Genomic DNA, 21,724 nt, shown 5'->3' with positions numbered 1-21,724 from the left:
AAAATCTTATATTTGTTTTGATTTAAAAACTTATGGCTGATCATTCTCTGCTTACTGAAGAAACAATTTCTAATAAAATATATTTTATTCGTGGACAAAAGATAATGCTGGATAGTGATCTGGCTTTACTTTATGGCATTGAAACAAAACGACTAAAAGAGCAAGTTAAAAGGAATCGAAACCGTTTTCCTGAAGATTTTATGTTTGAGCTTACCAAAAAAGAATTTGAAAATTGGAGGTCGCAAATTGCGACCTCCAATTCTGAGAAGATGGGTTTACGATATGCTCCAATGGCATTCACAGAACATTGAATATTAATGCTTTCAAGTGTTTTAAATAGCGATAAAGCAATCCAAACAAATATTCAAATCATGAGGATTTTCACGAAAGTGAGACAAATGCTTTTGGATACAACTGAAATTAAGGTTGATATTCTTCAGATTCCGAAGAAGTTAGAGAATCATGACAAAAATATAGAATTGGTATTTTCTTATTTGGATGAATTAACGGAGAAAAAAGAAAACGAAACTGAAAGAGTAAAAATTGGATATAAAAAATAATTCTTCAAGGTTACAAATTGTGAATTTAAATCTTCTTTATATATTTTCGTTTTACAATCAGCTGTGTATATAGAAACCGAATCATCAGCAACACAGCAAACACAAAATTATGTCCGTGAAATTCTTTATAAACTCCAAAATTGTGCTTGATCAATTTGAATTTAGAAGAAGAAACAGAGTTCTTTCTGATTCTGTAAAAAGCTAAAGATTCAGCAACTGGTTTTGCTATTTTAATCTGTTTCAAAATGGTCAGCCAAATTCTCCAATCCTGCCGTTTTTGTGATGTTTCCAGAATAATTTTGCCAAAATAATCTGCATCATAAATGGCCGTTAAATTGCCTACATAATTGCAGAAAAACAATTGTTTATAGGTTAGTGGATTTGGCGATTCTACTCGTCTGTGCAAATCATTTCCTTCTTCGTCTATAGAATCATAAAAACTAAAAGTAAAATATAAATCATTTGTTTTTAGAAACTGAATCTGCTTTTCCAGCTTCTCCGGAAACCATACATCATCAGCGTCTAAATAAGCAATATATTTTCCGTCGGCTTTTTCTAAAGCGGCATTTCTCGCATAACCGTTTCCGCGATTTTCCGGTAATTTAAAAAATTTTATCCGGTTGTCTTTTAATGCAAATTCTTCAATTATCGCAATCGTATTATCTGTTGAAGCGTCATCGGTCAGAATCATTTCCCAGTTTTGATAACTTTGATTTGTTACCGACAGCAGGGTTTCCCGAATGTATTTTTCGGCATTATATGTGGGTGTTATGATAGAAACTAACTCACTCATCAATATGCTTTTTCATCACCTTTAATGATATGGTAAATTGTAGTTACAATAATTTTCAAATCTAACAGAATGGACCAGTTTTCAATATAAAAAATATCATATTTTACACGGTTTATAATATCATTATCGGTTTCAATTTCTCCACGAAAACCTTTTACCTGTGCCAAACCTGTAATACCAGGTTTTATAAAATGGCGTACCATAAACTTGTCAACCTTAAGTATATATTCCTTATTATAGCTTACTATGTGAGGTCTTGGCCCTACTACAGACATTTCACCAATCAAAACATTAAAAAACTGAGGCAGCTCATCAATACTGGTTTTTCGAATAAACCTGCCTATTTTCGTAACTCTTGGATCGTTTTTAGAAACCTGGTTTGAATATTCATTATTACCCATTTTCATGGAACGGAACTTATAACAATCGAATTCTTTGTTATTAAGCCCATTGCGTTTTTGTCTGAGCAAAACAGGTCCTTTTGACTCGAGTTTTATTAAAATTCCTAAAATTGGCAATACCCACGAAAGAACTCCAATGATGATGATGATTGAAAAAACAACATCAAAAGTTCGTTTCATTATCTTGTACAAATGCTCATCGAGTTTAATACTTCTAAGGGCAATTACAGGGATATAATCGTAATATTCTAAAATGAAATTTCTAAAAAATATCTGATTATCGTCCGGAATAAATTTCAGTGTCTTCAGGTTACTATCTGCAAAATCTATAATTTCGTTTATTTGTTCCTGAGTCAAACCAATAATTGAACAATACATTTCATCCATGTTTTTATTCAGGACAAATTCAAACATTTGTTTAATATGATCTGTTTTTACTTTTTCAAATTCAAAAACACGAATTAGTTCATATCCATAATCCGGATTCTCAGTAAAGAAATGTCGTAAAGGAGAAATACTTTCTTTGTTTCCTAAAAGAACAACCCGTCTATGATTTCCTCCATACACAACCCTATAGGTTTGCAGAAAGTAGTAGATTGAAAACTTGATGAATAAGATAAGAATAAAAATAAACCATAAATAAAACAACATGGTTTTAAAACTGGTATGCTTTGCATAAAAGAAGGCCAGGGCAAAAACTACAAAACCAAATAAGCAGGCTTGCTTTAATGCACAATTTAAAATCGTTATCACTTTAGTATAACGATAAACTTCGTAAAAACCTAAATCGGACGCAATACCAATCCAGCCAATATTTAGTACAGCTAAAAATAAAATTTGATCAACAGGAAAATGCGCAATATAAACCGCAAAAAAATTGATAATAATTAAATCAATCAAATAGGAGAACGGACGAATGTAGCCTGAATATTTTCCTGTTTTTGTCCGCATTTATTTTATATAATTTGAAAAATCTTTATGTTCTTCTTTTAAAAGTTCTTCTTTTGAAAGTGATTTAAAATAATCGTATGTGATTTTCATTCCTTCGGCACGGCTTACTTTAGCTTCCCAGCCTAATAATTCTTTTGCTTTTGTAGTATCCGGCTGGCGTTGCAGAGGATCATTAATAGGTAATGGATGGTAAACTACTTTTTGGTTTGTCCCAGTAAGTTTTATAATTTCTTCAGCAAAATCCTTGATAGTTATTTCATCGGGATTTCCAATGTTTACCGGATACACATAATCTGAATGCAATAATCTGTAAATTCCTTCTACCTGATCGTCAACATAACAGAAAGAACGTGTCTGCATTCCGTCCCCAAAAATGGTCAGATCTTCTCCACGAAGCGCCTGTCCTATAAAAGCAGGAATTACACGGCCATCATTTAAACGCATCCTTGGTCCGTAAGTATTAAAAATACGCACAATTCTGGTTTCTACACCATGAAAAGTATGGTACGCCATTGTTATGGATTCCTGAAAACGTTTGGCTTCATCATAAACCCCGCGTGGTCCGATCGTGTTTACGTTGCCGTAATATTCTTCTGTTTGCGGATGGACTAAAGGATCCCCATATACTTCAGAAGTTGAAGCAATTAAAATCCTTGCTTTTTTTACACGGGCCAAACCTAATAAATTGTGGGTTCCTAATGATCCTACTTTTAAGGTTTGAATTGGAATTTTTAAGTAATCAATTGGGCTTGCTGGTGAAGCAAAATGCAAAATATAATCTAATTCGCCAGGAATATGAACAAATTTCGTAATGTCATGATGATAAAATTCAAAGTGCTCTAATTTAAACAAATGTTCAATATTTTTAAGATCTCCTGTAATCAGATTATCCATTCCAATAACATGGTAGCCTTCTTTGATAAATCTGTCGCATAAATGTGATCCTAAAAATCCCGCGGCACCCGTAATAAGTATTCTTTTCATATCAATTTGTTTCCTGCAGCAAATTTACTTTTTTCAATTTTATAAAATAAATTTAACTTTTATCTTTTTCTGTGCTGATTAAATTTGTTCCAAGCTGATTATTTAAATTTAAAATCTGTTCCAGAATTTTAATTGTAATTAAATACGTTGGCTTTACCCCTGTCGTTCCTAAACCACCTGAAGCCAGAGTACTTCCGGTTTCTAAAGGGTTGTCAGAAGCATAATAAGCATATCTGACTTTAATATCCTGAGGCACGCTTTTTCTAATTTTTGATGCCGACTGAATTGCCTTTTGATAATAAGATCCTTCCATTTCCAGACCAATTACACCCCAGGTCGATTCGTGAAAAAATTTCAACAAATCCCTGTTTTGTAATGAAGTCCCTAAAACGGTTACCATGGCGCCTTCAAAAACGGCAATATCATTTCCTTCGAACATGGCACCTGTTAATTCATTTTCGAAGAAATAATTATCTGCAGTTCCTTCATTAATATGCGCTGTCGGAATCATAATATCTCCCTTCCCGCCTTCCAGAATTCCGGCTTTTCCCATTATTGAAACCGATTTTACATTCAGTAAAGTTTCTTTTTTATAGGGTTTTAAAAGCTCATCAATCGTTTCATAAGCCTGTTCACCAAAAGCATAATCCATTACAATTATAACCGGTTTTTCTTCTCCTACATTCGCATAAGCAAAGGCAGTTTTGCTCCAGTCTATTTTGGCAGTATCAAAAATCTGCACATCGATATTAGTTCCTGATGTGTCAGGCAAAGAAATCATTCCGTTTTTCAAGGCTAATTCTTCCACTAAACTTCTGATATCTTTGGCAGCAGATTTACTCAATTCTTCATAAATAAAGAAATCCGATTTGTCTTTAAATTTCGTTTTCAACAGCGGCGTTGCAAATATTGAATTCATAACACTGTGCATGTTTGCACTAATAATATGAATTGGTCTTTTTAAAAGATTATTTGCTTTTAAAACTTCCTTGATGTTGGTCGCCCATATTTCACCATGGATATGATGTCCTAATCGTTCTCTTAAAACCGGACTAAAAGTGATAGTTCTTTTATTGTTGTCAATCATTTCTTCAATGGCTAATTTTCCAAGCCAGTAGATTACATGCAGAAAACGATCCGGAGCATTTTCAGAACCAAAAGCATCGTAAATATCCAAAACTTCTTCGAATGTCCTGGCTAAAATATTAGCTGCATGCGAAATTGCTTTTTCTTTTTCTATCTGAGACAATTTTTTGGTTTGTAGTATGGCTTGTTCCAGTTTAAGCCAGTCACGTGAAACTTCTCCTCCATCGTCAATTAAAACCCTGTTTTTGATTTTATGTGATTCGATGAAAATAAAAGTCAAATGTGTCAGTATATCATAAATGTCTGAACGGCCACGTGTGATTTCAACATTCATTTGTTCTTCGTCAATCCGGTAACAATTTCTTCGCCTTTTTGGAGGAACAATCGGCTGAAAATGTGATTTTGAATAACCTTCGTCTGAAGTTAAATTGATGAAACGGCATTGTTCGATTCCTATCGGAAGTCGTTCAATAACGTACAAAAGTCCGTTTAGTTCTACTTTTTCCTCGGCTATATTTCCGTAAATTTCCGGACGCAACGCCAATAATGATTCTCTTAAACTATCGCCTGAAACTCCCATTGGTTTGTAAAAACCACGATTGAATAAATGACGCATGGTGATGTACATTTTTTCAATCGCGGCAGATGATTCCTGAGCTCTTGATCTGGATATATGTTTGGTTTCTTTCATGTTTTTTATTTTAAAATCATCGTTATTAAAAGATGAAAGTTAAGATTATCTCTGCAATTTCACTTAAAATAGCATTTATCAAATTGTTTACAAAATGTAACAGATAATTATTATCTATTTTAAATTATCCGCAATCTTTCTGTCATTCGACAGTCTCGGAATTTTATTCTGTCCGCCTAATTTTCCCTGAGATTTCATATATTCCTGAAAACCATTTTTTGAAACTTTGGTTACAACCACTTTCTGTAAAACATTTCCGGTAATTAGATCGTCATAGTAAATATTTTGTTTTCGCATCGAATTGTCAATTGCTTCGGCAAAAGCCTGCATATTTTCAGGTTCTTTTTCAAATTCAATCAACCATTCGTGATACGGCAATCCGCTTGCTGGCGTGATTTGCGGAGCAACTGTAAATTCATTTATTACGATATTGGTTCCTGCAGTTGCTTCTTTCATTGCATTTTCGACTTCATTGGCAATTACGTGTTCTCCAAAAGCCGAAATATAATGTTTGATGCGTCCGGAAACGATAACGCGATATGGCGCTAAAGAAGTAAACTGAATAGTATCGCCAATATTATAGCCCCAAAGTCCTGCATTTGTAGAAACTATTAAAGCGTAATTTACGCCAGTCTCAACTTCGCCAATGGTATATCTTTTTGGGTTTTGGGTAAAAAATTCATCAGCTTTTATAAACTCGTAGAAAATACCTGAATTCAGCAACAAAAGCATTCCTTTTTCTTTTTGTGAATCCTGATAAGCAAAAAATCCTTCCGAAGCCGGAAATAACTCAATACTGTCTATTCTCTTTCCAATCATCTGTTCAAATTTGGCACGATAAGGTTCGTAGTTTACTCCTCCGTAAATGAACAGATTAAAGTTTTTGAATATTTCGCTGATCTTTTTTCCCCCGCTTTTTTCCTGTAATTTTTCAAAATACATCTGAACCCAGGATGGAATTCCTGAAATTACAGACATGTCTTCTTTAATCGTTTCATCAACAATAGCATTGACTTTGGTTTCCCAGTCTTCGATGCAGTTCGTTTCCCAGGATGGCATTCTGTTTTTCTGTAAATATTTTGGAACAAAGTGTGCCACAATTCCGGAAAGTCGTCCAAAATTAATTCCATGTTTTTCAGTCAGGATAGGGCTACCCTGCAAAAAGATCATTTTTCCATCTACAAAATCAGCATTTCCGGTTTCGTTTATATAATGCAAAATCGCATTACGCGCCGCATTAATATGAGATGGCATTGATTCTTTGGTAAGCGGAATATATTTAGCTCCTGAAGTTGTTCCTGAAGTCTTGGCAAAATAAATGGGTTTGCCTTTCCAGAGAATATTTTCCTGACCCAATTTTACTTTTTCGATATACGATTTTAAATCTTCATAATCGCGGATTGGAACATTCTTTTGAAAATCTGCAATTGTTTTTATCGTATCAAAATGATGGTCTTTTCCAAATTCTGTTGGTTTTGCGTTTTCAATCAGATCTTTAAAAACTTTCAGTTGAGTTTCAACCGGTTTATCAGACCAGGAAAGTGTTTTTTTGTATATTTTTTTAGCAAAAATTTTCGCTGCTATTGATTTAATTGACATTTTGTGCGGTATTATTTCTTTTTGTTCGGTTTGTTACCACCTGACTCCTTCTCTATTCTGGCAACTTCTTTGCGGAGTTTGATTTCTTCTTCTGAGGCATTCATATTGGATTTAGGAATTTCATCAGAATCAGCCAAAATGGAATCTTTATTGAATTTGGAATATTCTAATTCTCCCTTTAATACTTTTTGAATGGATTTAATATAGGCCTCATTTTTCTTAAGTGAAGTGGTCAATGAATCTGATTTTATAGCCAGTTCCAAAGCATTCTTTTTTAACTCAGAAGAAGAATATCCCGGAATAAATTCACGCAAAGGTGTAAAAGCAATTATATAAGTAGTGATTAGTATTAAGAATATTCCGCCCAAAGAAAGAACAACAAAAACATTCATCAGATTAAGTTTAAACGAAAAAATTTCTTCGAATGTATCTTCATTCAAAATAACCAATCGGTTTTTGGTGAATAATTTTTTCCTTAAATTGTGTTTTTTTCTTGGCATTACGGTTATTTATACTCGCAAATATAACAATTAATGGTTTTAATTACTGCTGAAGAAATTTGCATAAAACTATTTAATTTATTATTTTATAAAATATTTAACGCTGCTCAAAACAAATATTTTAGCACAAAAACTATTGTTCTCCGTATATTTCTATACCTTTGCTCAAATATTAGAACAATTTGCTTCGGCATTAAATATACAATCATGGGAAGATTAGGTCTTACAGAAATCCTTGTTATAGTAGGTATTGTGTTGTTACTTTTTGGAGGTAAAAAAATTCCAGAATTAATGAAAGGTTTAGGAAGCGGTATTAAAGAATTTAAAAACGCTGCCAAAGACGATCAGTCTGCTGTTAAAAAACAAGAAGAAGAAGTTAAATAAGACGCTGAAAAGTGTTCTTTTTTTAGAATCCCAACTGAAACTACTATGGTTTTAGTTGGGATTTTTTGTGTTTAAATTTTAAAAAAATTTACTGTCGTTCTTATATTTTGCAATTTTTAAAAGATTTCGTAACGATAAAAAATAGAAATTATTACATAGTAGATACAAATTAATCAAAATTTAAATAAAACTATTAAGAATTTTATTAAATTTACCATAATTTTTTACTTATAAAACATTTTATTATGATTGATTTAACACGTAGAAATTTTATCAAAAATGTTGGATTTGTAGGCACTGCAACACTTTTTTGCGGAAGCTCTCTTTTAGCTCAGACTCCTTTCCCTTTTTTTATTGACTCAGATAATGAAGACGAAAATATTTTATCATATTTTTCAAGATCTACTTCTTCTGCTGTTTTTCTAGCGGATTCTGCTCTTTTAGAATGTTATAAAAAAGCAAGCCTTAATCTTGAAAAGACAGGATATAAGCCATCCGGAACTTTTTGTTTCAGTTCTCCCGACAATCAATTGAAAATGTTTCCAATGCATCTCCATATAAACGGAACAGGTAAATTAGACGAACTTTTATTATGCTTTGGTAAAAAATCAAACGGCGAATGGACTTCATTAAAATCATTGTCCGGATTTGATTTAGAGGCCATAACAGTAGCTATGAAAGAAATAAAAGCAAAAAACAGTACTGTTGATTTAACAAACTACTTATTTCCGGCTCCTGTAAATCAGTTAAATCCGTATGGTTTTGAAACTAAAAGAGGAAGTGTTTTTCTAAAAACGCAGCTTTGTTACGATCAGACTTCAACGAAAATTGTTGTAAAAGAAGGATCAAACATTGTATTTGAAAAAGAAGTAATATCCCAACATAGTCTTACTGTAAATTCTATTTTGGTTTAATAAAATAATTCAAACTAATAGACATCTAAAATATCTCAACATGGCAGAACCATTTTTAGCTGAAACCCGAATTATGTCTTTTAATTTTGCTCCAAAAGGGTGGGCAATGTGTAATGGGCAATTTTTACCTATAAACCAAAATCAGGCCTTGTTTTCTTTATTAGGAACAAATTTTGGAGGTAACGGACAAACCACTTTTGCATTACCTGATTTACGTGGTAGAACTCCAATTCATTTTGGAAATAATTTTATTCTTGGCCTAAGAGTTGGTGAAGAAGCCCATACTCTCACAATAAATGAATTACCAACACACAAACATACTCTCATTAACACCAGTCAGGCTGTCGATACTAATATACCTTCAAACACGGTTTCTTTAGGGAATACGGCTCCAAATCAGGTATATAATTCATCTGGTCAGAATCTGGCGGCAATGAATCCCGCATCTGTCTCAAATGTTGGGGGTAGTCAGCCTCATCAAAATATGCAGCCTTTTCTGGTACTGAATTTTTGCATCGCTTTACAAGGAATTTTCCCTTCTACTAATTAATTTCTAACGCTAAAAAAACAATTATGGCACAACCTTACGTTGGTGAAATCAGAATGTTTGCAGGAAATTTTGCTCCTGCGGGATGGATGTTTTGTGAAGGACAGCTCCTTCCTATATCAGAAAATGAAGCATTATTTCAATTAATAGGAACTACTTATGGAGGTGACGGACAAGAGACCTTTAAGTTGCCGGATTTACGTGGCCGTATTCCTATTCATATGAATAATGGTGGCTCTGGCACTACATATAATTTAGGTCAGTCTGGTGGCGTTGAATCAGTAACCCTGACAACCCAGCAAATTCCGGCACATTCCCATTCCTTACTGGCAACAACAGATTTGACCAATAGTGCGAATCCTGCAGATGCGTATTTGAGTACAACTGCTACAGGAAATAAAATATATTCAACAGCAACTCCTTCTGTCGCTTTATCTCCTCAGGAAATAAGTCCGATAGGAGGCAGTCAGCCTCATGACAATTTTCAACCGTATTTGTGTGTAGATTTTATTATTTCATTATTTGGAATATTTCCATCGCAAACATAATTTTTTTTCTAATTCCCTTTAGCTATTTAATCCAATAAATATAGTCAACATGGCAGATCCATTTGTAAGCGAAATACGCATATTCTCATTCAATTTTGCACCTAAAGGCTGGGCATTTTGTAATGGGCAGATTTTACCCCTTTCTCAAAACACAGCTCTTTTTTCGTTATTAGGCACAACTTATGGCGGTAATGGAGCATCAAATTTTGCATTGCCGGATTTGCAGGGCAGAGCGCCAATGCACCCTGGGCAAGGCCCCGGATTATCATTGCATGATTTAGGAGAAACAGGAGGCAGTGAAACAGTAACTTTACTTGAATCAGAGATACCTTCACATAATCATAATTTATCTGTGGCAAGTTTAAACTCTCAGTCTACAACTCCTGCAAACAATAGTTTAGGACGTGGTAATCCTGTGAGGGTTTATACTTCAGGCATTCCAACAACAGCGATGGGAGCAAATTCAATTGCTACAGCAGGGGGCAGCTTACCCCATAATAATATGATGCCTTCTTTAACGATGAATTTTTGTATCGCACTTCAGGGGGTTTTTCCTCCAAGAAGTTAATTGAATATTTGAATTGGAGCTAAAAATAGATACTATTACTCTTCGCGACATTCAACGAGATGATTTACCAGTTTTGTGCGAAATATACGGAAGTACCCGTACAGAAGAACTGGAAAAAGGAACCAACTGGAACGATGAGCAAAAAAGATTTTTTATTGAACAGCAGTTTTTTGCCCAGCATAATTATTATCAAAAAAATTATACCGGTGCTAAATTCTATATAATTGAAAAACAAAATAATATAGTCGGAAGACTTTATATTGATTTCTTTTTTGAAAAAAAGGTGTCAGGATTATAGACATCACCTTACTACCTGACTGGAGAAAAAAAATATTGGGAGTTCAATTTTAGAAGAAATACTAAAAAAGGCCGGAATTAAAAATAGGAACGTGAGCATTCATGTAGAAAGTTTTAATCCTGCCATGAATTTATACAAAAGACTGGGATTTAAAAAAATTAGTGAAACAAATGGTGTTTATCATTTGATGGAATGGAGTCCGGAACAAATTTGATTAAGAAACAAAACAAAATACATGGATATAGCTTTACTTACTTTTAACGATTTTGATACATTACTTAATACTGTATTTACGATTCGTATTTCAAATGAAGTACTGCTTGACGCAGAATTAATTGAGCTGACAAAACTAGACAATTATTCGCCTTTAGAAAGAAATCCTTTTTCGATCGTTTTTCGTACAGCTCAAAAAAATGAATATTATGAGCAGGGTATTTTTACCATTATACATCCTGAAAAAGGACATTTAGAATTATTTATGACTCCGTTAGGTTTTGATAGTATTGGAATGAAATACGAAGCTGTCTTTTCTTAATAATGCTAACTCATTAAATGAAAAAAATGAAAAAAAACAAACTCTTAATTATTATAATGGTTTTGCTTGTATTCCTTTCTTTAGGAATATCGTATGGTAACCTTATGAAAGAAAATTTTGTTACTGCATTAGTTAAACAGTTGACAAAACCGGAAAACATTACAATTAAAAAAGTTGTAAATAATCGAAATAATTCATTTGTAAGTAAAGACAGGACAAGTGTAAAATCTGCTGTTGCGGCAACTATTGGTGTTACAAATGCAGTTGTAGTGAATGGTGGAGGAAACGTTGTACCGGGTTCCCAGCTTGATTTTACAGTTACTATTACCAATAGCGGTACAGATGATGCTTTAGGTATGACTTTTCAGGATATTTTAGATGCTAATCTTACTTTAGTTCCGGGTTCATTAAAAGTAACACCAATTGCAGTAAATGATGCCTACAACAGTATTGGAAATGTTGGGATTACTGTAAATGCTGCCGGAGGTGTCCTCTCAAATGATATTAGTCCTGATGGAACTGCTCTAACAGCAGCCATCTTAAGTAATCCTGCTAATGGTACAGTAGTTTTAAATTCTAATGGTTCTTTTACTTACATTTCTACATCAGGTTATTCAGGTACTGACAGCTTTACTTATACCATTACAAGCAGCAACGGAAAAACAAGTACAGCTACGGCAAACATTACAGTGTCTGCTCCTATCTTTTTTGTAAACAGTTCTGTAGCAACAACAGGAAATGGTACACTGGCAAATCCTTTTAAAACGGTACAGGAAGTTCCTGTTTCAACAACAGCTTCTATTTTTGTTTATACCGGTACAGGAAGCAGTGGTACAACATTAACATTATCAGACAATCAAAAATTAATTGGCCAGGGAGCAACTGCAAGCTTAGCATCAATATTAGGTATAACTGTACCTCCATATAGTAATTCTTTACCATCAACTGGCGGTACAAATCCAAATTTTGGGGTTTTAAATCTTAAACTAAACAATGATGTTGAAGGAATTACACTTAACGGAACAACAGCTACTATGGCCGGAACAAGTGTTGGCGCCTTAAAAGTAAGGGATGTTATCATTACTGGAGGAACTGCAATTGCTGTAAACATTGGTGCCGGAGGGGCGCTGGATTGTATTTTCAAAAGTATTTCAGTGAATGGTGCTACAAAAGGAATATCTGTAGCCAATTCTACAGGAAGCTTTCAGGTAATCGGTACGGGAACAACTGCCGGATCAGGAGGAACTATCCAAAATATAGCCAACAGAGGAGCCGAGTTTATTTCTTGTACAAACGTGACGCTGAAAAATATTAATTTTTTAAATGCTAATACCGGAGGAGCCTGCAGTACCCCGGCTGTTGATAACTCTAATTGTAATGCTGCAATTCATTTAAAAACGGTTACAGGAGCTATACTGGATAATATTTCAATTACAGGTACAAACAATTCAACAGGAATAAACATAAACAATGTAAATGGTTTTTCACTAGCAAACAGTACCTTGACAGGTTGCGGAAGCAATACTGGCAGTTCAGATGTGGGTGGAATCTTTGCTTTGAATCTTGGTGGAACGAGTTCTATAACCAACACGAATGTTAATGACTCCTGGGGCAGAGGCTTTTATGGCTACAATGGAATCCTGTCAACAAATCCTGCTCTAACTTTAACTGTTACCGGATGTCAGTTCAAAAATTCATTTAACAAAGCCAATGGTGACAGTAATTTTGTTTTCCAGGGCTACGGAACTTCCAATAATATTTTAACCTTAAAAGGAAATGATTTTTCAAACTCGAAAACATACGGTTTAACATTAAATTTTGGCGGTGGTTCAACAAATAATATTCAGGTAGGAGGAAATCTTTTAGCAGATGGGAATACCATAAATGCTGCGGTTTCTAGTCCTGGCAGTAATGGTTTGCAGTTGCAGTCAACAGGAACATCTACTGTAAACTACAATGTAATTAACAATACCATAAAATCAAGCTTCAATGGAAGCTTTACCTGTAATATTGGTAATCAGGGTACCGGAACGATGAAAGGTCGAATCAACAATAATACTATTGAAGGAGGTGGAACATTATCTGTATCCAATGGTATTTCTGTTGCAGCCTATGGAAATGCCAAACATATTACAGAAATATTAAATAATACAATTACAAACGTAAGTCAATATGGCATTGTTTCAGAATCAAATGATAATATCGTATCAGGAAATGCCCGTATGGATGCTACTATAAAAAACAATAATATTAGTCTGGTAACCAATGCCTATGCACATGTTTCGGTAATTGCTATTGGAAATATTGCTACAAGTAATTTGATAAGCGCAGCAAATATAGGCGGTAATACAACCAACAGTCCAGTAACGGGTTTAGCTGCCGGAACTTTTGATGTTCTTTCTCAAGGTACAAACAGTCAGGTAATCTTACAGGGTACAACAGTTTTGCTAAACGGAACTGGGGATAGATCTACAGCACTTACCAATTTCTGGAATGCTAATAATACCGGACCAAGAGCAGCCATAGATGAAGTAGGCGGAGGAACAATAGTTTCAGGAACAGCTTTAGTTCCTGACAATCCATCTGCAGCCAAATTTGCTGCTCATGTAACAGAGGAAAAATCAGGTCCTGTAACCGAAACGCCAAATAAAAGCGAAAATATTGCTACTACTCAAAAAAGTACTTCAAAAATGGCTGCGGGAGAAACAATTTCTGTAGGTCCATTCACTTTACCGGCAGGAAAAAACACTGTTATAACTTTTAGCGCTACTGTTAATGCAGCCAATACTTTACCTGCAAACACATGCGCCGTAACCAATCAGGCAACAGTAAGCGGATCTAATTTTTCAACTGTAAATTCAAATATTACATCCACTTCTATAAAACCTGCTGATCCTACATTTACATATTCTACACAAAATATTACTTGTTTAGGATCTACACCTGTAACTTTAAATGCAACTGTTGCTGCTGGTACAACAGCTACCTGGTATACTGATGCAGTGGGTGGACAAAGTTTTGCTACTGGAAATTCTGTAACCGCCACCCCTACCACTAACAATACAAATTATTATGTAGCTTCTGAAACTGCTTATTGTACAAGCAACAGAGTATTAGTAAAAACGGTTACGGGAACACCTTCAACCTCATCAACCCAAACAATTACAGCTTGTGACAGTTACTTATGGTCTGAAAATGGTATTACTTATACAACATCAGGAGTCTACACTAAAACGGTTGGGTGTGATACTAAAATCTTAGATTTAACAATAAACTACTCATCAGCAATTAATACTGCTGTTACAGTAAATTCAGGTGTACTAACGGCTGCTCAGTCTGGGGCAACTTACCAATGGTATCAATGTCCAAATACTTTGCTTACGGGTGAAACAAACCAGTCTTATACTGCTTTGGCGAATGGTGATTATAAAGTAGAGATAACTGTAGGGCAATGTACAATAACTTCAAATTGTACAACCATATCTAATCTGGCTACTGATGAATTCAAACCAAATGAATTTAAAATTTACCCCAATCCAAGCAAAGGAATCGTAAATATTATAACTCCTTATGAAGGAAATTATATTATAGTAGACGCCTTAGGAAAAACTATTAAATCTTTTGATTTACATGAAAATATAGTCAATACTTTAAATTTAGAAAACGTCTCTGACGGCACTTATTTTATTAAAAATAGTAGTGATATTAACATAAAAACCCAGAAACTGATCATTAAAAAATAAAAATATTTTACAACTTTCTCAAACCCAAAATCGGAATTATGGTTTTGGGTTTTTTATTTATATAAAAAATCTTACTTTTATAGTCCCTAAATTTATATAAATATGAAAAACCTATTTCTATTGGTGACTATTTTTCTATGTTATGAAAATTATTCACAAACAAAACCCTTCCCTGCCAATTTTATTTTTAATAATGGCTTAATGGCAACGAACAAAAATAGTCTGGATGCCACTGATAATTATAATACATGGAAATCCAATTTTACAGAAGCCTGTTCGAACGGAAGATGGAGAGTAAAATTTAATTCTTCGGAAACGGTTTCAGAAGGTATTGCCTACGGAATGCTGCTTAGCGTTTACAAAGGCGATAAAGATCTTTTTGATGGTCTATGGCTCTACTATAAAGACAATGTAAATAGTAACGGTGTAATGAACTGGAAAATTAAAGGCTGTTCAGAAGTTGTGGGTAATAATGGTGCTACTGATGCCGAACTCGACGCCGCTTTTGCCCTTATCGTTGCTGATTATCAATGGGGAAGCATTGGGAGCATCAATTATAAAAATGATGCTAAAACATTAATTGCAGCTATTAAAACTCATGAAGTTGAGGCCAATACATTTGTACTAAAACCGGGCGATGATTTTGGCCAAAGCCAGATAATAAATCCTTCATACTTCTCTCCTGCTTATTATAGAGCTTTCGGAGCTTTTACTAATGATACTGCTTTTTGGAATGCGGTTGCTTCCAAGTCTTATGTTATCATTAATAATAATTTAACTGTAAATAACGCTGTTGGCGGGTTAGTTTCTGATTGGTGTGAAGCTTCAGGAAATTATTCACCAGAAGCGCAGCCAAGAGGATATGTAAATGCTGGTAAAACCTATACCTATGATGCATGCAGAACACCTTGGAGAATTGCAGTTGACTATTTATGGTACGGAACTCCGGATGCTAAAACATATTCCAAAAAAGCATCAGATTTTGTTAGAATAACTCTTGGTGGAACGACAAATATCAAAGATGGTTACAATCAAAATGGAACACTGATTGGACAATGGCATAACGCTCCTTTTGTAGGTGCTTTTGCCTGCGCAGCAATGGCTGGAGAAAATCAGGCTCATTTAGATGCTTCCTATGCTGATTTAAAAAGTACAAACGAACCAGGCAATTACTTTAATCACACATTAAAAACACTGTATTCGTTTTTGCTAACAGGTAATTTCTACCTTCCGCCAACTGCAACTTTATCGAATGATGATTTTGATATCGAAAAATCGGAAATTACTCTTTATCCAAATCCGAGTGCTGATAAATTTATAATTTATGCTCCTGAAAATTCAACCATTACCGTTTTTTCTCCTCAGGGAAATCTAATTTCAGAACAAAAAACATTATCTGAAAATACTGAAATTAATCTTGCCAATCAATCTTCAGGTTTATATCTTATAAAAATTACAAACGGTACTAAAAGTGTCACCAAAAAAGTGATTTTAAAATAAACTAAAAACTCCCAAACTACGAATTGTAATTTGGGAGTTTTTTTATTATCGATGTTCTTATTTACATTTATTTCTTTCGAAAAGAGAAATCAGCTGCTCTAGTGCTGTTTTCGTTTTAAAATCCTCTTTTTCAATAGCAGCGATAAGTTTCGGACATCCTGCAAAAGCTTCTTTAGACATTTTTTTAATATTGGACCCTGTCTGTGTATGAACCGCAATACCGGCACTCGATTTTAAAAAACCAAAATACAATTCATCTCCTTTTTTCTTTCCAAAATAGTACGTTGTATCTCCAAACTGTCCTGAAGTTTTACCTTTTGAAGAATTGTATTGCATCGTTCCTTCAAAATCTACACAACCTACTTTTATATCTCTGTCATAAATAATATAAAACCATTTTTTATCCTTAGATTTCGAGAACTTTCCTGTAAAAGCATTGGCAGAAGTTAGATACAGTTTTTCGGCCAAAAACTCATTTTTGTCATCATCTGTAAATTCGATTTTCTTGATATCAGCACTTGCAATTTTTTCTTTTTTGGCTTTTTCGTCTGTTTTGAAAACTACTTTAGAGTCACCATTTTCGACCATTTCAGCCAGGCCTGATTTTTTTGTTCCGTCTTCCATGTACAAAACAGCTTTAATAAATTTCGCATGGCCAATAGTCGAAAATAGTACTACAAATGCAATTAGTATAATTTTTTTCATGATTTGGGGATTTAATGATTTCTTACAAATATATAGTATTGGGAGAATTATTTAAAACAAAACTCCCAAGCTACAATTGTAATTTGGGATTATTTATATCTAGTAATTCCAGTTTTTGGAATTTGGAATTTAAAAAATTAGAATTTTCTACAATATCATAGTCAACTGAATCCTCTTTCTATCTTCATCAACTTCAGTAACCTTCACCTCAACATGCTGATGTAATTTTACAACTTCATTTACATCGCTCACAAAACCGGCTTTCAATTGCGAAATATGGACCAGTCCGCTTTCCTTGATTCCGATATCAACAAAACAGCCAAAATTGGTAATGTTGTTCACAATTCCCGGCAAAATCATTCCGGTTTTCAAATCTTTAATTGATTTTACATTCGCATCAAACTCAAAAACCTTTGCCGACTTTCTTGGGTCTAATCCGGGCTTTTCAAGCTCTTTTATGATGTCTTTTAAAGTTAGTAAACCAATTTCAGGTGTTACATATTTTTCGGCCTTAATAAGCGCTGTTTTTTCTTTATTAGCAATTAATTCATTTAGAGAAATATTCAAATCTTTAGCCATCTTCTCCACAACCGGATAAGCTTCAGGATGCACTGCCGAATTGTCCAATGGATTTTTTGCATTCGAAATTCTGACAAACGCTGCTCCCTGCTGATAGGCTTTATCTCCTAAACGAGGCACTTTTTTCAGTTGCCTTCTGTCTTCAAACGGCCCGTTTTCAGAACGGTATTGTACAATGTTTTCAGCCAGCTTCTCTCCTATCCCACTCACATAACTTAGCAAATGTTTACTGGCCGTGTTGATGTTAATCCCAACCGAGTTCACGCAGCGAATTACCGTGTTATCTAATTCTTCCTTTAATTTAGTCTGGTCAACATCATGCTGGTACTGCCCTACTCCAATCGCTTTCGGATCGATTTTTACCAATTCGGCCAAAGGATCTGAAAGTCGTCTCCCGATAGAAACCGAACCACGAACGGTTACATCATAATTGGGAAATTCTTCTCTCGCAATTTTAGATGCCGAATATACCGAAGCTCCGGCCTCAGAAACGATAAAAACCTGAATCGGTTTATCGAACGCTATTTTTTTGATGAAAAATTCGGTTTCTCTGGAAGCGGTTCCATTTCCAATAGAAATAGCATCAATTTTATACGAATTTACCATAGAACGGATTTTTTTAATTGCCATGGTTTCCTCGTTTTGAGGTGCGTGCGGATAAATCGTTTCATTGTATAATAAATCACCCTTTTCGTCCAGACAAACAACTTTACAACCACTTCTGAATCCCGGATCAATCGCTAAGATTCTTTTTTCTCCCAACGGCGGTGCCAATAAAAGCTGTCCTAAATTGTTGGCAAAAACCTGAATCGAATTAGCATCTGCCTTTGCTTTTGCTTCCTGTAAAGTTTCATTTCCAATTGCCGGATTCAATAAACGTTTGTAACTGTCTTCAATCGCCAGCTGTAAATGTGCTGTCGAATTATTTTGTTTTTTAATAATAATTTCATCAATAACATCGTAAGCTTCGTCAATATCTACATCTATTTTCAATTTTATAAAACCTTCATTTTCTGCACGAAGCATGGCTAATAAACGGTGTGCCGGAGCTTTTGTTAAAGGCTCTTCCCAATCAAAATACTGACTGAATTTCTGTGCTCCTTCTTCTTCCGCTTTCTTTTTTACAACCTTGGTAGCAATTGTGGCTTTTCGCTGAAATAGTCTTCGAAGCTGTTTACGAACATAAATATTTTCGTTAATCCATTCTGCAACGATATCTCTCGCGCCCTGAATGGCCGCTTCTTCATTGATCACATTTTCATTTAAATATTGAGTCGAAATAAAATCGAAATCAGAATCGCTTTCAGACATCATTAATTTGGCCAATGGCTCCAATCCGAATTCGCGGGCTACGTCTGCTTTGGTTTTTTTCTTCTTTTTGTATGGAAGGTAGAAATCTTCAATCTCTTGTAAATCAAAACTGTCTTCAATTTTTTTCTTCAAATCTGGTGTAAGCGCTTTTTGTTCTTCGATAGATTTTAAAACCGCTTCTTTGCGTTTTATAAGGGTATCGTATTCTTTCTGAAGTTTTGCAATCTGCTCAATTACAACTTCGTCAAGATTTCCGGTCGAGTCTTTTCGGTAACGAGAGATAAACGGAATCGTACAATCTTCTTCTAAAAGTTTTACCGTGTTCTGAATGTTTATTGGGGCCGTGTTAACGGATTTAGCGATAAATTGTATGTTAGTCATTTTTATTATTCTAATAATGAATATTTATTTTTAAAACCTTTTTATTTTTTTGGTCTCAATACTACTGATGCTTTTGTAAAATCTGAAGAAGCATTGACTACATTTCTGTATTCCTGATAGATTTCTTTTGGGTAATTTATAGATTTGTAAATCTCAAAAACCTCAACAACTAATTGATTTCCTTCCACTTTTACGGTTGATTTGAAAGAACAATTTGTGGTTTCATCGCCACTTGTTTTCTTATCAATTTCCAAATCCTTAAAACTTTCGACCTCATAACCGTTCGGAATATTGAAAACTATTTTGTGTTTGAATGTTTTAGCATATTTTAAATCCACATCCCATTTTCTATCCGTTTCCTGATATAAATTTCCTTGCTTACCAATCATTTTACCGAGGTTTACCAAAACCAGATTACCGGCATTTTCAGTTAAGGATTCCTGAGCTTCGGCTTTAACTATTACATGGTAAGGTGTGTTGGAGTAATTGTATTTGAACTCTTGATTTTCAAAACTATAATTGGTTATTTTTATATTAAAATCATCACCAAATACTCTTTCCTTAATATACTCCCCTAGTTTTTTGTCATCTTCATTTTCATTAATGTATTTCACCCAATTTCTATTCAACTGTCCATCATACCCTGTATAAGAAAGTGTTTTTTCTATAGTTGCCAATGTCAGGTCATCTGAAAATGAAACAGTACTTTGTGATTCGTTTACAGTATATTCTGCAGGAGCTATTGGAAAACTTACTACATAGTTTTCTTTAAGGGCCGGGTAATATGTTCTTCCTTCTGAACCCTGTACCTCATAAACCGGATAACCATAAGACAAATATTTCTCATACGGAGACAGGAATTTTTTAGTTTCAGGAATGTAATACATGAATTCATGAGATAGAGGTACAACAAATTTTTCGGTATCAATCTCTCCATTAAATCGCGACATACCTACTGCAACTTTATAGGGAATTTTTAATTCTTTGAGTGTGAATCCATATAAGTCAAAAATATCACTTGCTGTTAATTTTTGCTTGCCGTTATTTAAATTCGAAATTTTTTGAGCTGTTTCTCCTCTACTTATAAAATCAAAATTGGTTTTTATGTACTCATCAATTTTAATTAATTTCTCTTCGGTTGATTCAGTACCAATATTTAATTTTTGAATAAATTCTCTAGCCTGGGCTTTCTTAAAATATTGAAAAGACGGTTTAGCAAGATATTGTGGTAAAAAATAATTCCAATTATAAATGTCCATTGATGGCGTCGAAACCATATAGATTAACTTTACCAGATTCTTTATGTTTTTTGCATTCGATTCTTCTTTAATAACCGGAATATTAGTGGCTGTCAATATCGTTTTGCTGCTGCTGCCCGTTTTTTTAAACTCTGAAGAGGCATAGGTTTCAAATTTTACGCCATCCTGAGTATGCGTGAATTCGGCAAATAATACCGGAATATCTTTCTGGAAAATTTCTACTCCATAAGCGGATGGGTTTTCTTTTATAATGAAATAATATTCCAAAATATCACCGGCTTCTACCCCTTCAAAAACAATTGATTTTACTTTGTCTATCTCCGTTTCGATAATTTTATCCTGAGGTATTATTTTTATTTCTCCGTTAGGTTTTATGATACGCGCATGAAAATCACGAACATCACGAATGTATCCGTTGTCTTGGGCTTTAATCTTATTGTATTTGTTAATTTCCCCGGCTTTATTGATTTTTATGGCAAAATGATTCATTCCAAAAGTTGCATAAGCATAAGCTCCAACTCTTGTATGTATCCAGCGTTTGTCAAACAAGACTACTGCAGGCTGGTCTTTGTGTTCAGCCGGAATTTCATCAAAGATTGGTTTTTCGTCCCAAGTGTAGCTTTTTATTTCCTGCGAATAACTTTGAAAGAAGAATAACAAGACCAAAAATAGAGTTATTTTTTTCATTATTTAGAAAGAATTATGGATTGATTGTAGTGTTTGGTTAGTGTTTTTAAAAAAGAATTCCAAAGTATAAAATCCTTATTTTCTAATAGTAATTTTTTTGATGCTATCTTTTGAGTTACTATAAGATTATTTTTCAGAAGCTTGTATTGAATATCAAAGCTTCCCAAATCGTTTTCAGTTTTTGCATTTTCAGGCATAAA

General features: G+C 34.1%; 22 protein-coding genes. 12 read left to right on the top strand and 10 right to left on the bottom strand.

The window, feature by feature from the left end:
- Positions 1–32: 32 nt before the first annotated feature.
- Together P5P89_RS09280 and P5P89_RS09275 are read left to right on the top strand one after the other, a co-directional pair.
- Entirely contained in the window at positions 33–311 is a 279-nt protein-coding gene (locus tag P5P89_RS09280) for an ORF6N domain-containing protein (protein ID WP_278011665.1), read from the top strand.
- A gap of 60 nt (positions 312–371) precedes the next feature.
- Positions 372–560 carry a hypothetical protein gene (locus P5P89_RS09275; protein WP_278011664.1) on the top strand — a complete coding sequence of 63 codons (189 nt, stop codon included), beginning with the start codon at positions 372–374 and terminating at the stop codon, positions 558–560.
- Between the two features lie 25 nt (positions 561–585).
- On the opposite strand, the gene P5P89_RS09270 is transcribed toward P5P89_RS09275, so the two are convergent.
- From P5P89_RS09270 to P5P89_RS09245, 6 genes are all read right to left on the bottom strand, one after another.
- Positions 586–1,353 carry a glycosyltransferase family 2 protein gene (locus P5P89_RS09270; RefSeq protein WP_278011663.1) on the bottom strand — a complete coding sequence of 256 codons (768 nt, stop codon included), beginning with the start codon at positions 1,351–1,353 and terminating at the stop codon, positions 586–588.
- The gene (locus P5P89_RS09265) at positions 1,353–2,705 is read right to left on the bottom strand and encodes an exopolysaccharide biosynthesis polyprenyl glycosylphosphotransferase (protein ID WP_278011662.1); all 1,353 of its coding nucleotides are present in this window, start codon (positions 2,703–2,705) and stop codon (positions 1,353–1,355) included. Before P5P89_RS09265 ends, P5P89_RS09270 begins: the two co-directional genes overlap by 1 nt.
- The gene (locus P5P89_RS09260; RefSeq protein ID WP_278011661.1) at positions 2,706–3,689 is read right to left on the bottom strand and encodes a UDP-glucuronic acid decarboxylase family protein; all 984 of its coding nucleotides are present in this window, start codon (positions 3,687–3,689) and stop codon (positions 2,706–2,708) included. It abuts the gene before it with no gap.
- A 52-nt stretch (positions 3,690–3,741) separates the two neighbouring features.
- Positions 3,742–5,466, bottom strand: coding sequence for a DUF6909 family protein (locus P5P89_RS09255; protein WP_025572766.1), 1,725 nt, complete (start codon positions 5,464–5,466; stop codon positions 3,742–3,744).
- A gap of 114 nt (positions 5,467–5,580) precedes the next feature.
- Entirely contained in the window at positions 5,581–7,065 is a 1,485-nt protein-coding gene (locus P5P89_RS09250) for a GH3 auxin-responsive promoter family protein (RefSeq protein ID WP_278011660.1), read from the bottom strand.
- 11 nt (positions 7,066–7,076) lie between these two features.
- Positions 7,077–7,565: a peptidase gene (locus P5P89_RS09245; RefSeq protein ID WP_278011659.1), complete on the bottom strand. Its 489-nt coding sequence runs from the start codon at positions 7,563–7,565 to the stop codon at positions 7,077–7,079.
- A gap of 207 nt (positions 7,566–7,772) precedes the next feature.
- Between P5P89_RS09245 and P5P89_RS09240 the strand changes: the two genes are divergently transcribed.
- The 10 genes from P5P89_RS09240 (at position 7,773) to P5P89_RS09195 (ending at position 16,602) form a co-directional block, all read left to right on the top strand.
- A complete protein-coding gene (locus P5P89_RS09240; protein ID WP_163396186.1) occupies positions 7,773–7,949 on the top strand; it encodes a Sec-independent protein translocase subunit TatA/TatB in 177 nt (58 codons plus the stop codon).
- A 245-nt stretch (positions 7,950–8,194) separates the two neighbouring features.
- Positions 8,195–8,863, top strand: coding sequence for a hypothetical protein (locus tag P5P89_RS09235; RefSeq protein ID WP_278011658.1), 669 nt, complete (start codon positions 8,195–8,197; stop codon positions 8,861–8,863).
- A gap of 40 nt (positions 8,864–8,903) precedes the next feature.
- A complete protein-coding gene (locus P5P89_RS09230; protein ID WP_278011657.1) occupies positions 8,904–9,413 on the top strand; it encodes a phage tail protein in 510 nt (169 codons plus the stop codon).
- A 23-nt stretch (positions 9,414–9,436) separates the two neighbouring features.
- A complete protein-coding gene (locus tag P5P89_RS09225) occupies positions 9,437–9,958 on the top strand; it encodes a phage tail protein (protein WP_278011656.1) in 522 nt (173 codons plus the stop codon).
- A gap of 49 nt (positions 9,959–10,007) precedes the next feature.
- Positions 10,008–10,526: a phage tail protein gene (locus P5P89_RS09220; RefSeq protein WP_278011655.1), complete on the top strand. Its 519-nt coding sequence runs from the start codon at positions 10,008–10,010 to the stop codon at positions 10,524–10,526.
- 13 nt (positions 10,527–10,539) lie between these two features.
- Positions 10,540–10,824, top strand: a complete 285-nt coding sequence (locus P5P89_RS09215; RefSeq protein ID WP_278011654.1) for a hypothetical protein — start codon at positions 10,540–10,542, stop codon at positions 10,822–10,824.
- A 91-nt stretch (positions 10,825–10,915) separates the two neighbouring features.
- Positions 10,916–11,038 carry an N-acetyltransferase gene (locus P5P89_RS21775; RefSeq protein ID WP_422851765.1) on the top strand — a complete coding sequence of 41 codons (123 nt, stop codon included), beginning with the start codon at positions 10,916–10,918 and terminating at the stop codon, positions 11,036–11,038.
- A 21-nt stretch (positions 11,039–11,059) separates the two neighbouring features.
- Positions 11,060–11,359 (top strand): DUF6916 family protein, encoded by a 300-nt coding sequence (locus tag P5P89_RS09205; protein WP_278011653.1) that lies wholly within the window; start codon positions 11,060–11,062, stop codon positions 11,357–11,359.
- 26 nt (positions 11,360–11,385) lie between these two features.
- A complete protein-coding gene (locus P5P89_RS09200) occupies positions 11,386–15,102 on the top strand; it encodes an Ig-like domain-containing protein (RefSeq protein ID WP_278011652.1) in 3,717 nt (1,238 codons plus the stop codon).
- A gap of 102 nt (positions 15,103–15,204) precedes the next feature.
- A complete protein-coding gene (locus P5P89_RS09195; protein WP_278011651.1) occupies positions 15,205–16,602 on the top strand; it encodes a glycosyl hydrolase family 8 in 1,398 nt (465 codons plus the stop codon).
- 57 nt (positions 16,603–16,659) lie between these two features.
- Here P5P89_RS09195 and P5P89_RS09190 read toward each other — a convergent pair whose 3' ends face one another.
- The 4 genes from P5P89_RS09190 to P5P89_RS09175 all read right to left on the bottom strand — a co-directional run bounded on the left by P5P89_RS09190 (position 16,660) and on the right by P5P89_RS09175 (position 21,721).
- Positions 16,660–17,307 (bottom strand): hypothetical protein, encoded by a 648-nt coding sequence (locus P5P89_RS09190; protein WP_278011650.1) that lies wholly within the window; start codon positions 17,305–17,307, stop codon positions 16,660–16,662.
- A gap of 147 nt (positions 17,308–17,454) precedes the next feature.
- Entirely contained in the window at positions 17,455–19,578 is a 2,124-nt protein-coding gene (locus P5P89_RS09185) for a Tex family protein (RefSeq protein ID WP_278011649.1), read from the bottom strand.
- Between the two features lie 41 nt (positions 19,579–19,619).
- The gene (locus P5P89_RS09180; RefSeq protein ID WP_278011648.1) at positions 19,620–21,524 is read right to left on the bottom strand and encodes a hypothetical protein; all 1,905 of its coding nucleotides are present in this window, start codon (positions 21,522–21,524) and stop codon (positions 19,620–19,622) included.
- A complete protein-coding gene (locus P5P89_RS09175) occupies positions 21,524–21,721 on the bottom strand; it encodes a hypothetical protein (RefSeq protein WP_278011647.1) in 198 nt (65 codons plus the stop codon). Before P5P89_RS09175 ends, P5P89_RS09180 begins: the two co-directional genes overlap by 1 nt.
- Between the last annotated feature and the right edge of the window lie 3 nt (positions 21,722–21,724).

The sequence above is a fragment of the Flavobacterium gyeonganense genome, assembly GCF_029625295.1.
GTDB lineage: Bacteria > Bacteroidota > Bacteroidia > Flavobacteriales > Flavobacteriaceae > Flavobacterium > Flavobacterium gyeonganense.
This window is presented reverse-complemented; position numbering and strand designations above follow the sequence as displayed.

Excerpts from the sequence above, each read along its gene's own strand:
- P5P89_RS09280 (WP_278011665.1), top strand. The coding sequence starts at position 33 with ATGGCTGATCATTCTCTGCTTACTGAAGAAACAATTTCTAATAAAATA.
- P5P89_RS09275 (WP_278011664.1), top strand. The coding sequence starts at position 372 with ATGAGGATTTTCACGAAAGTGAGACAAATGCTTTTGGATACAACTGAA.
- P5P89_RS09270 (WP_278011663.1), bottom strand. The coding sequence starts at position 1,353 with ATGAGTGAGTTAGTTTCTATCATAACACCCACATATAATGCCGAAAAA.
- P5P89_RS09265 (WP_278011662.1), bottom strand. The coding sequence starts at position 2,705 with ATGCGGACAAAAACAGGAAAATATTCAGGCTACATTCGTCCGTTCTCC.
- P5P89_RS09260 (WP_278011661.1), bottom strand. The coding sequence starts at position 3,689 with ATGAAAAGAATACTTATTACGGGTGCCGCGGGATTTTTAGGATCACAT.
- P5P89_RS09255 (WP_025572766.1), bottom strand. The coding sequence starts at position 5,466 with ATGAAAGAAACCAAACATATATCCAGATCAAGAGCTCAGGAATCATCT.
- P5P89_RS09250 (WP_278011660.1), bottom strand. The coding sequence starts at position 7,065 with ATGTCAATTAAATCAATAGCAGCGAAAATTTTTGCTAAAAAAATATAC.
- P5P89_RS09245 (WP_278011659.1), bottom strand. The coding sequence starts at position 7,565 with ATGCCAAGAAAAAAACACAATTTAAGGAAAAAATTATTCACCAAAAAC.
- P5P89_RS09240 (WP_163396186.1), top strand. The coding sequence starts at position 7,773 with ATGGGAAGATTAGGTCTTACAGAAATCCTTGTTATAGTAGGTATTGTG.
- P5P89_RS09235 (WP_278011658.1), top strand. The coding sequence starts at position 8,195 with ATGATTGATTTAACACGTAGAAATTTTATCAAAAATGTTGGATTTGTA.
- P5P89_RS09230 (WP_278011657.1), top strand. The coding sequence starts at position 8,904 with ATGGCAGAACCATTTTTAGCTGAAACCCGAATTATGTCTTTTAATTTT.
- P5P89_RS09225 (WP_278011656.1), top strand. The coding sequence starts at position 9,437 with ATGGCACAACCTTACGTTGGTGAAATCAGAATGTTTGCAGGAAATTTT.
- P5P89_RS09220 (WP_278011655.1), top strand. The coding sequence starts at position 10,008 with ATGGCAGATCCATTTGTAAGCGAAATACGCATATTCTCATTCAATTTT.
- P5P89_RS09205 (WP_278011653.1), top strand. The coding sequence starts at position 11,060 with ATGGATATAGCTTTACTTACTTTTAACGATTTTGATACATTACTTAAT.
- P5P89_RS09200 (WP_278011652.1), top strand. The coding sequence starts at position 11,386 with ATGAAAAAAAACAAACTCTTAATTATTATAATGGTTTTGCTTGTATTC.
- P5P89_RS09195 (WP_278011651.1), top strand. The coding sequence starts at position 15,205 with ATGAAAAACCTATTTCTATTGGTGACTATTTTTCTATGTTATGAAAAT.
- P5P89_RS09190 (WP_278011650.1), bottom strand. The coding sequence starts at position 17,307 with ATGAAAAAAATTATACTAATTGCATTTGTAGTACTATTTTCGACTATT.
- P5P89_RS09185 (WP_278011649.1), bottom strand. The coding sequence starts at position 19,578 with ATGACTAACATACAATTTATCGCTAAATCCGTTAACACGGCCCCAATA.
- P5P89_RS09180 (WP_278011648.1), bottom strand. The coding sequence starts at position 21,524 with ATGAAAAAAATAACTCTATTTTTGGTCTTGTTATTCTTCTTTCAAAGT.
- P5P89_RS09175 (WP_278011647.1), bottom strand. The coding sequence starts at position 21,721 with ATGCCTGAAAATGCAAAAACTGAAAACGATTTGGGAAGCTTTGATATT.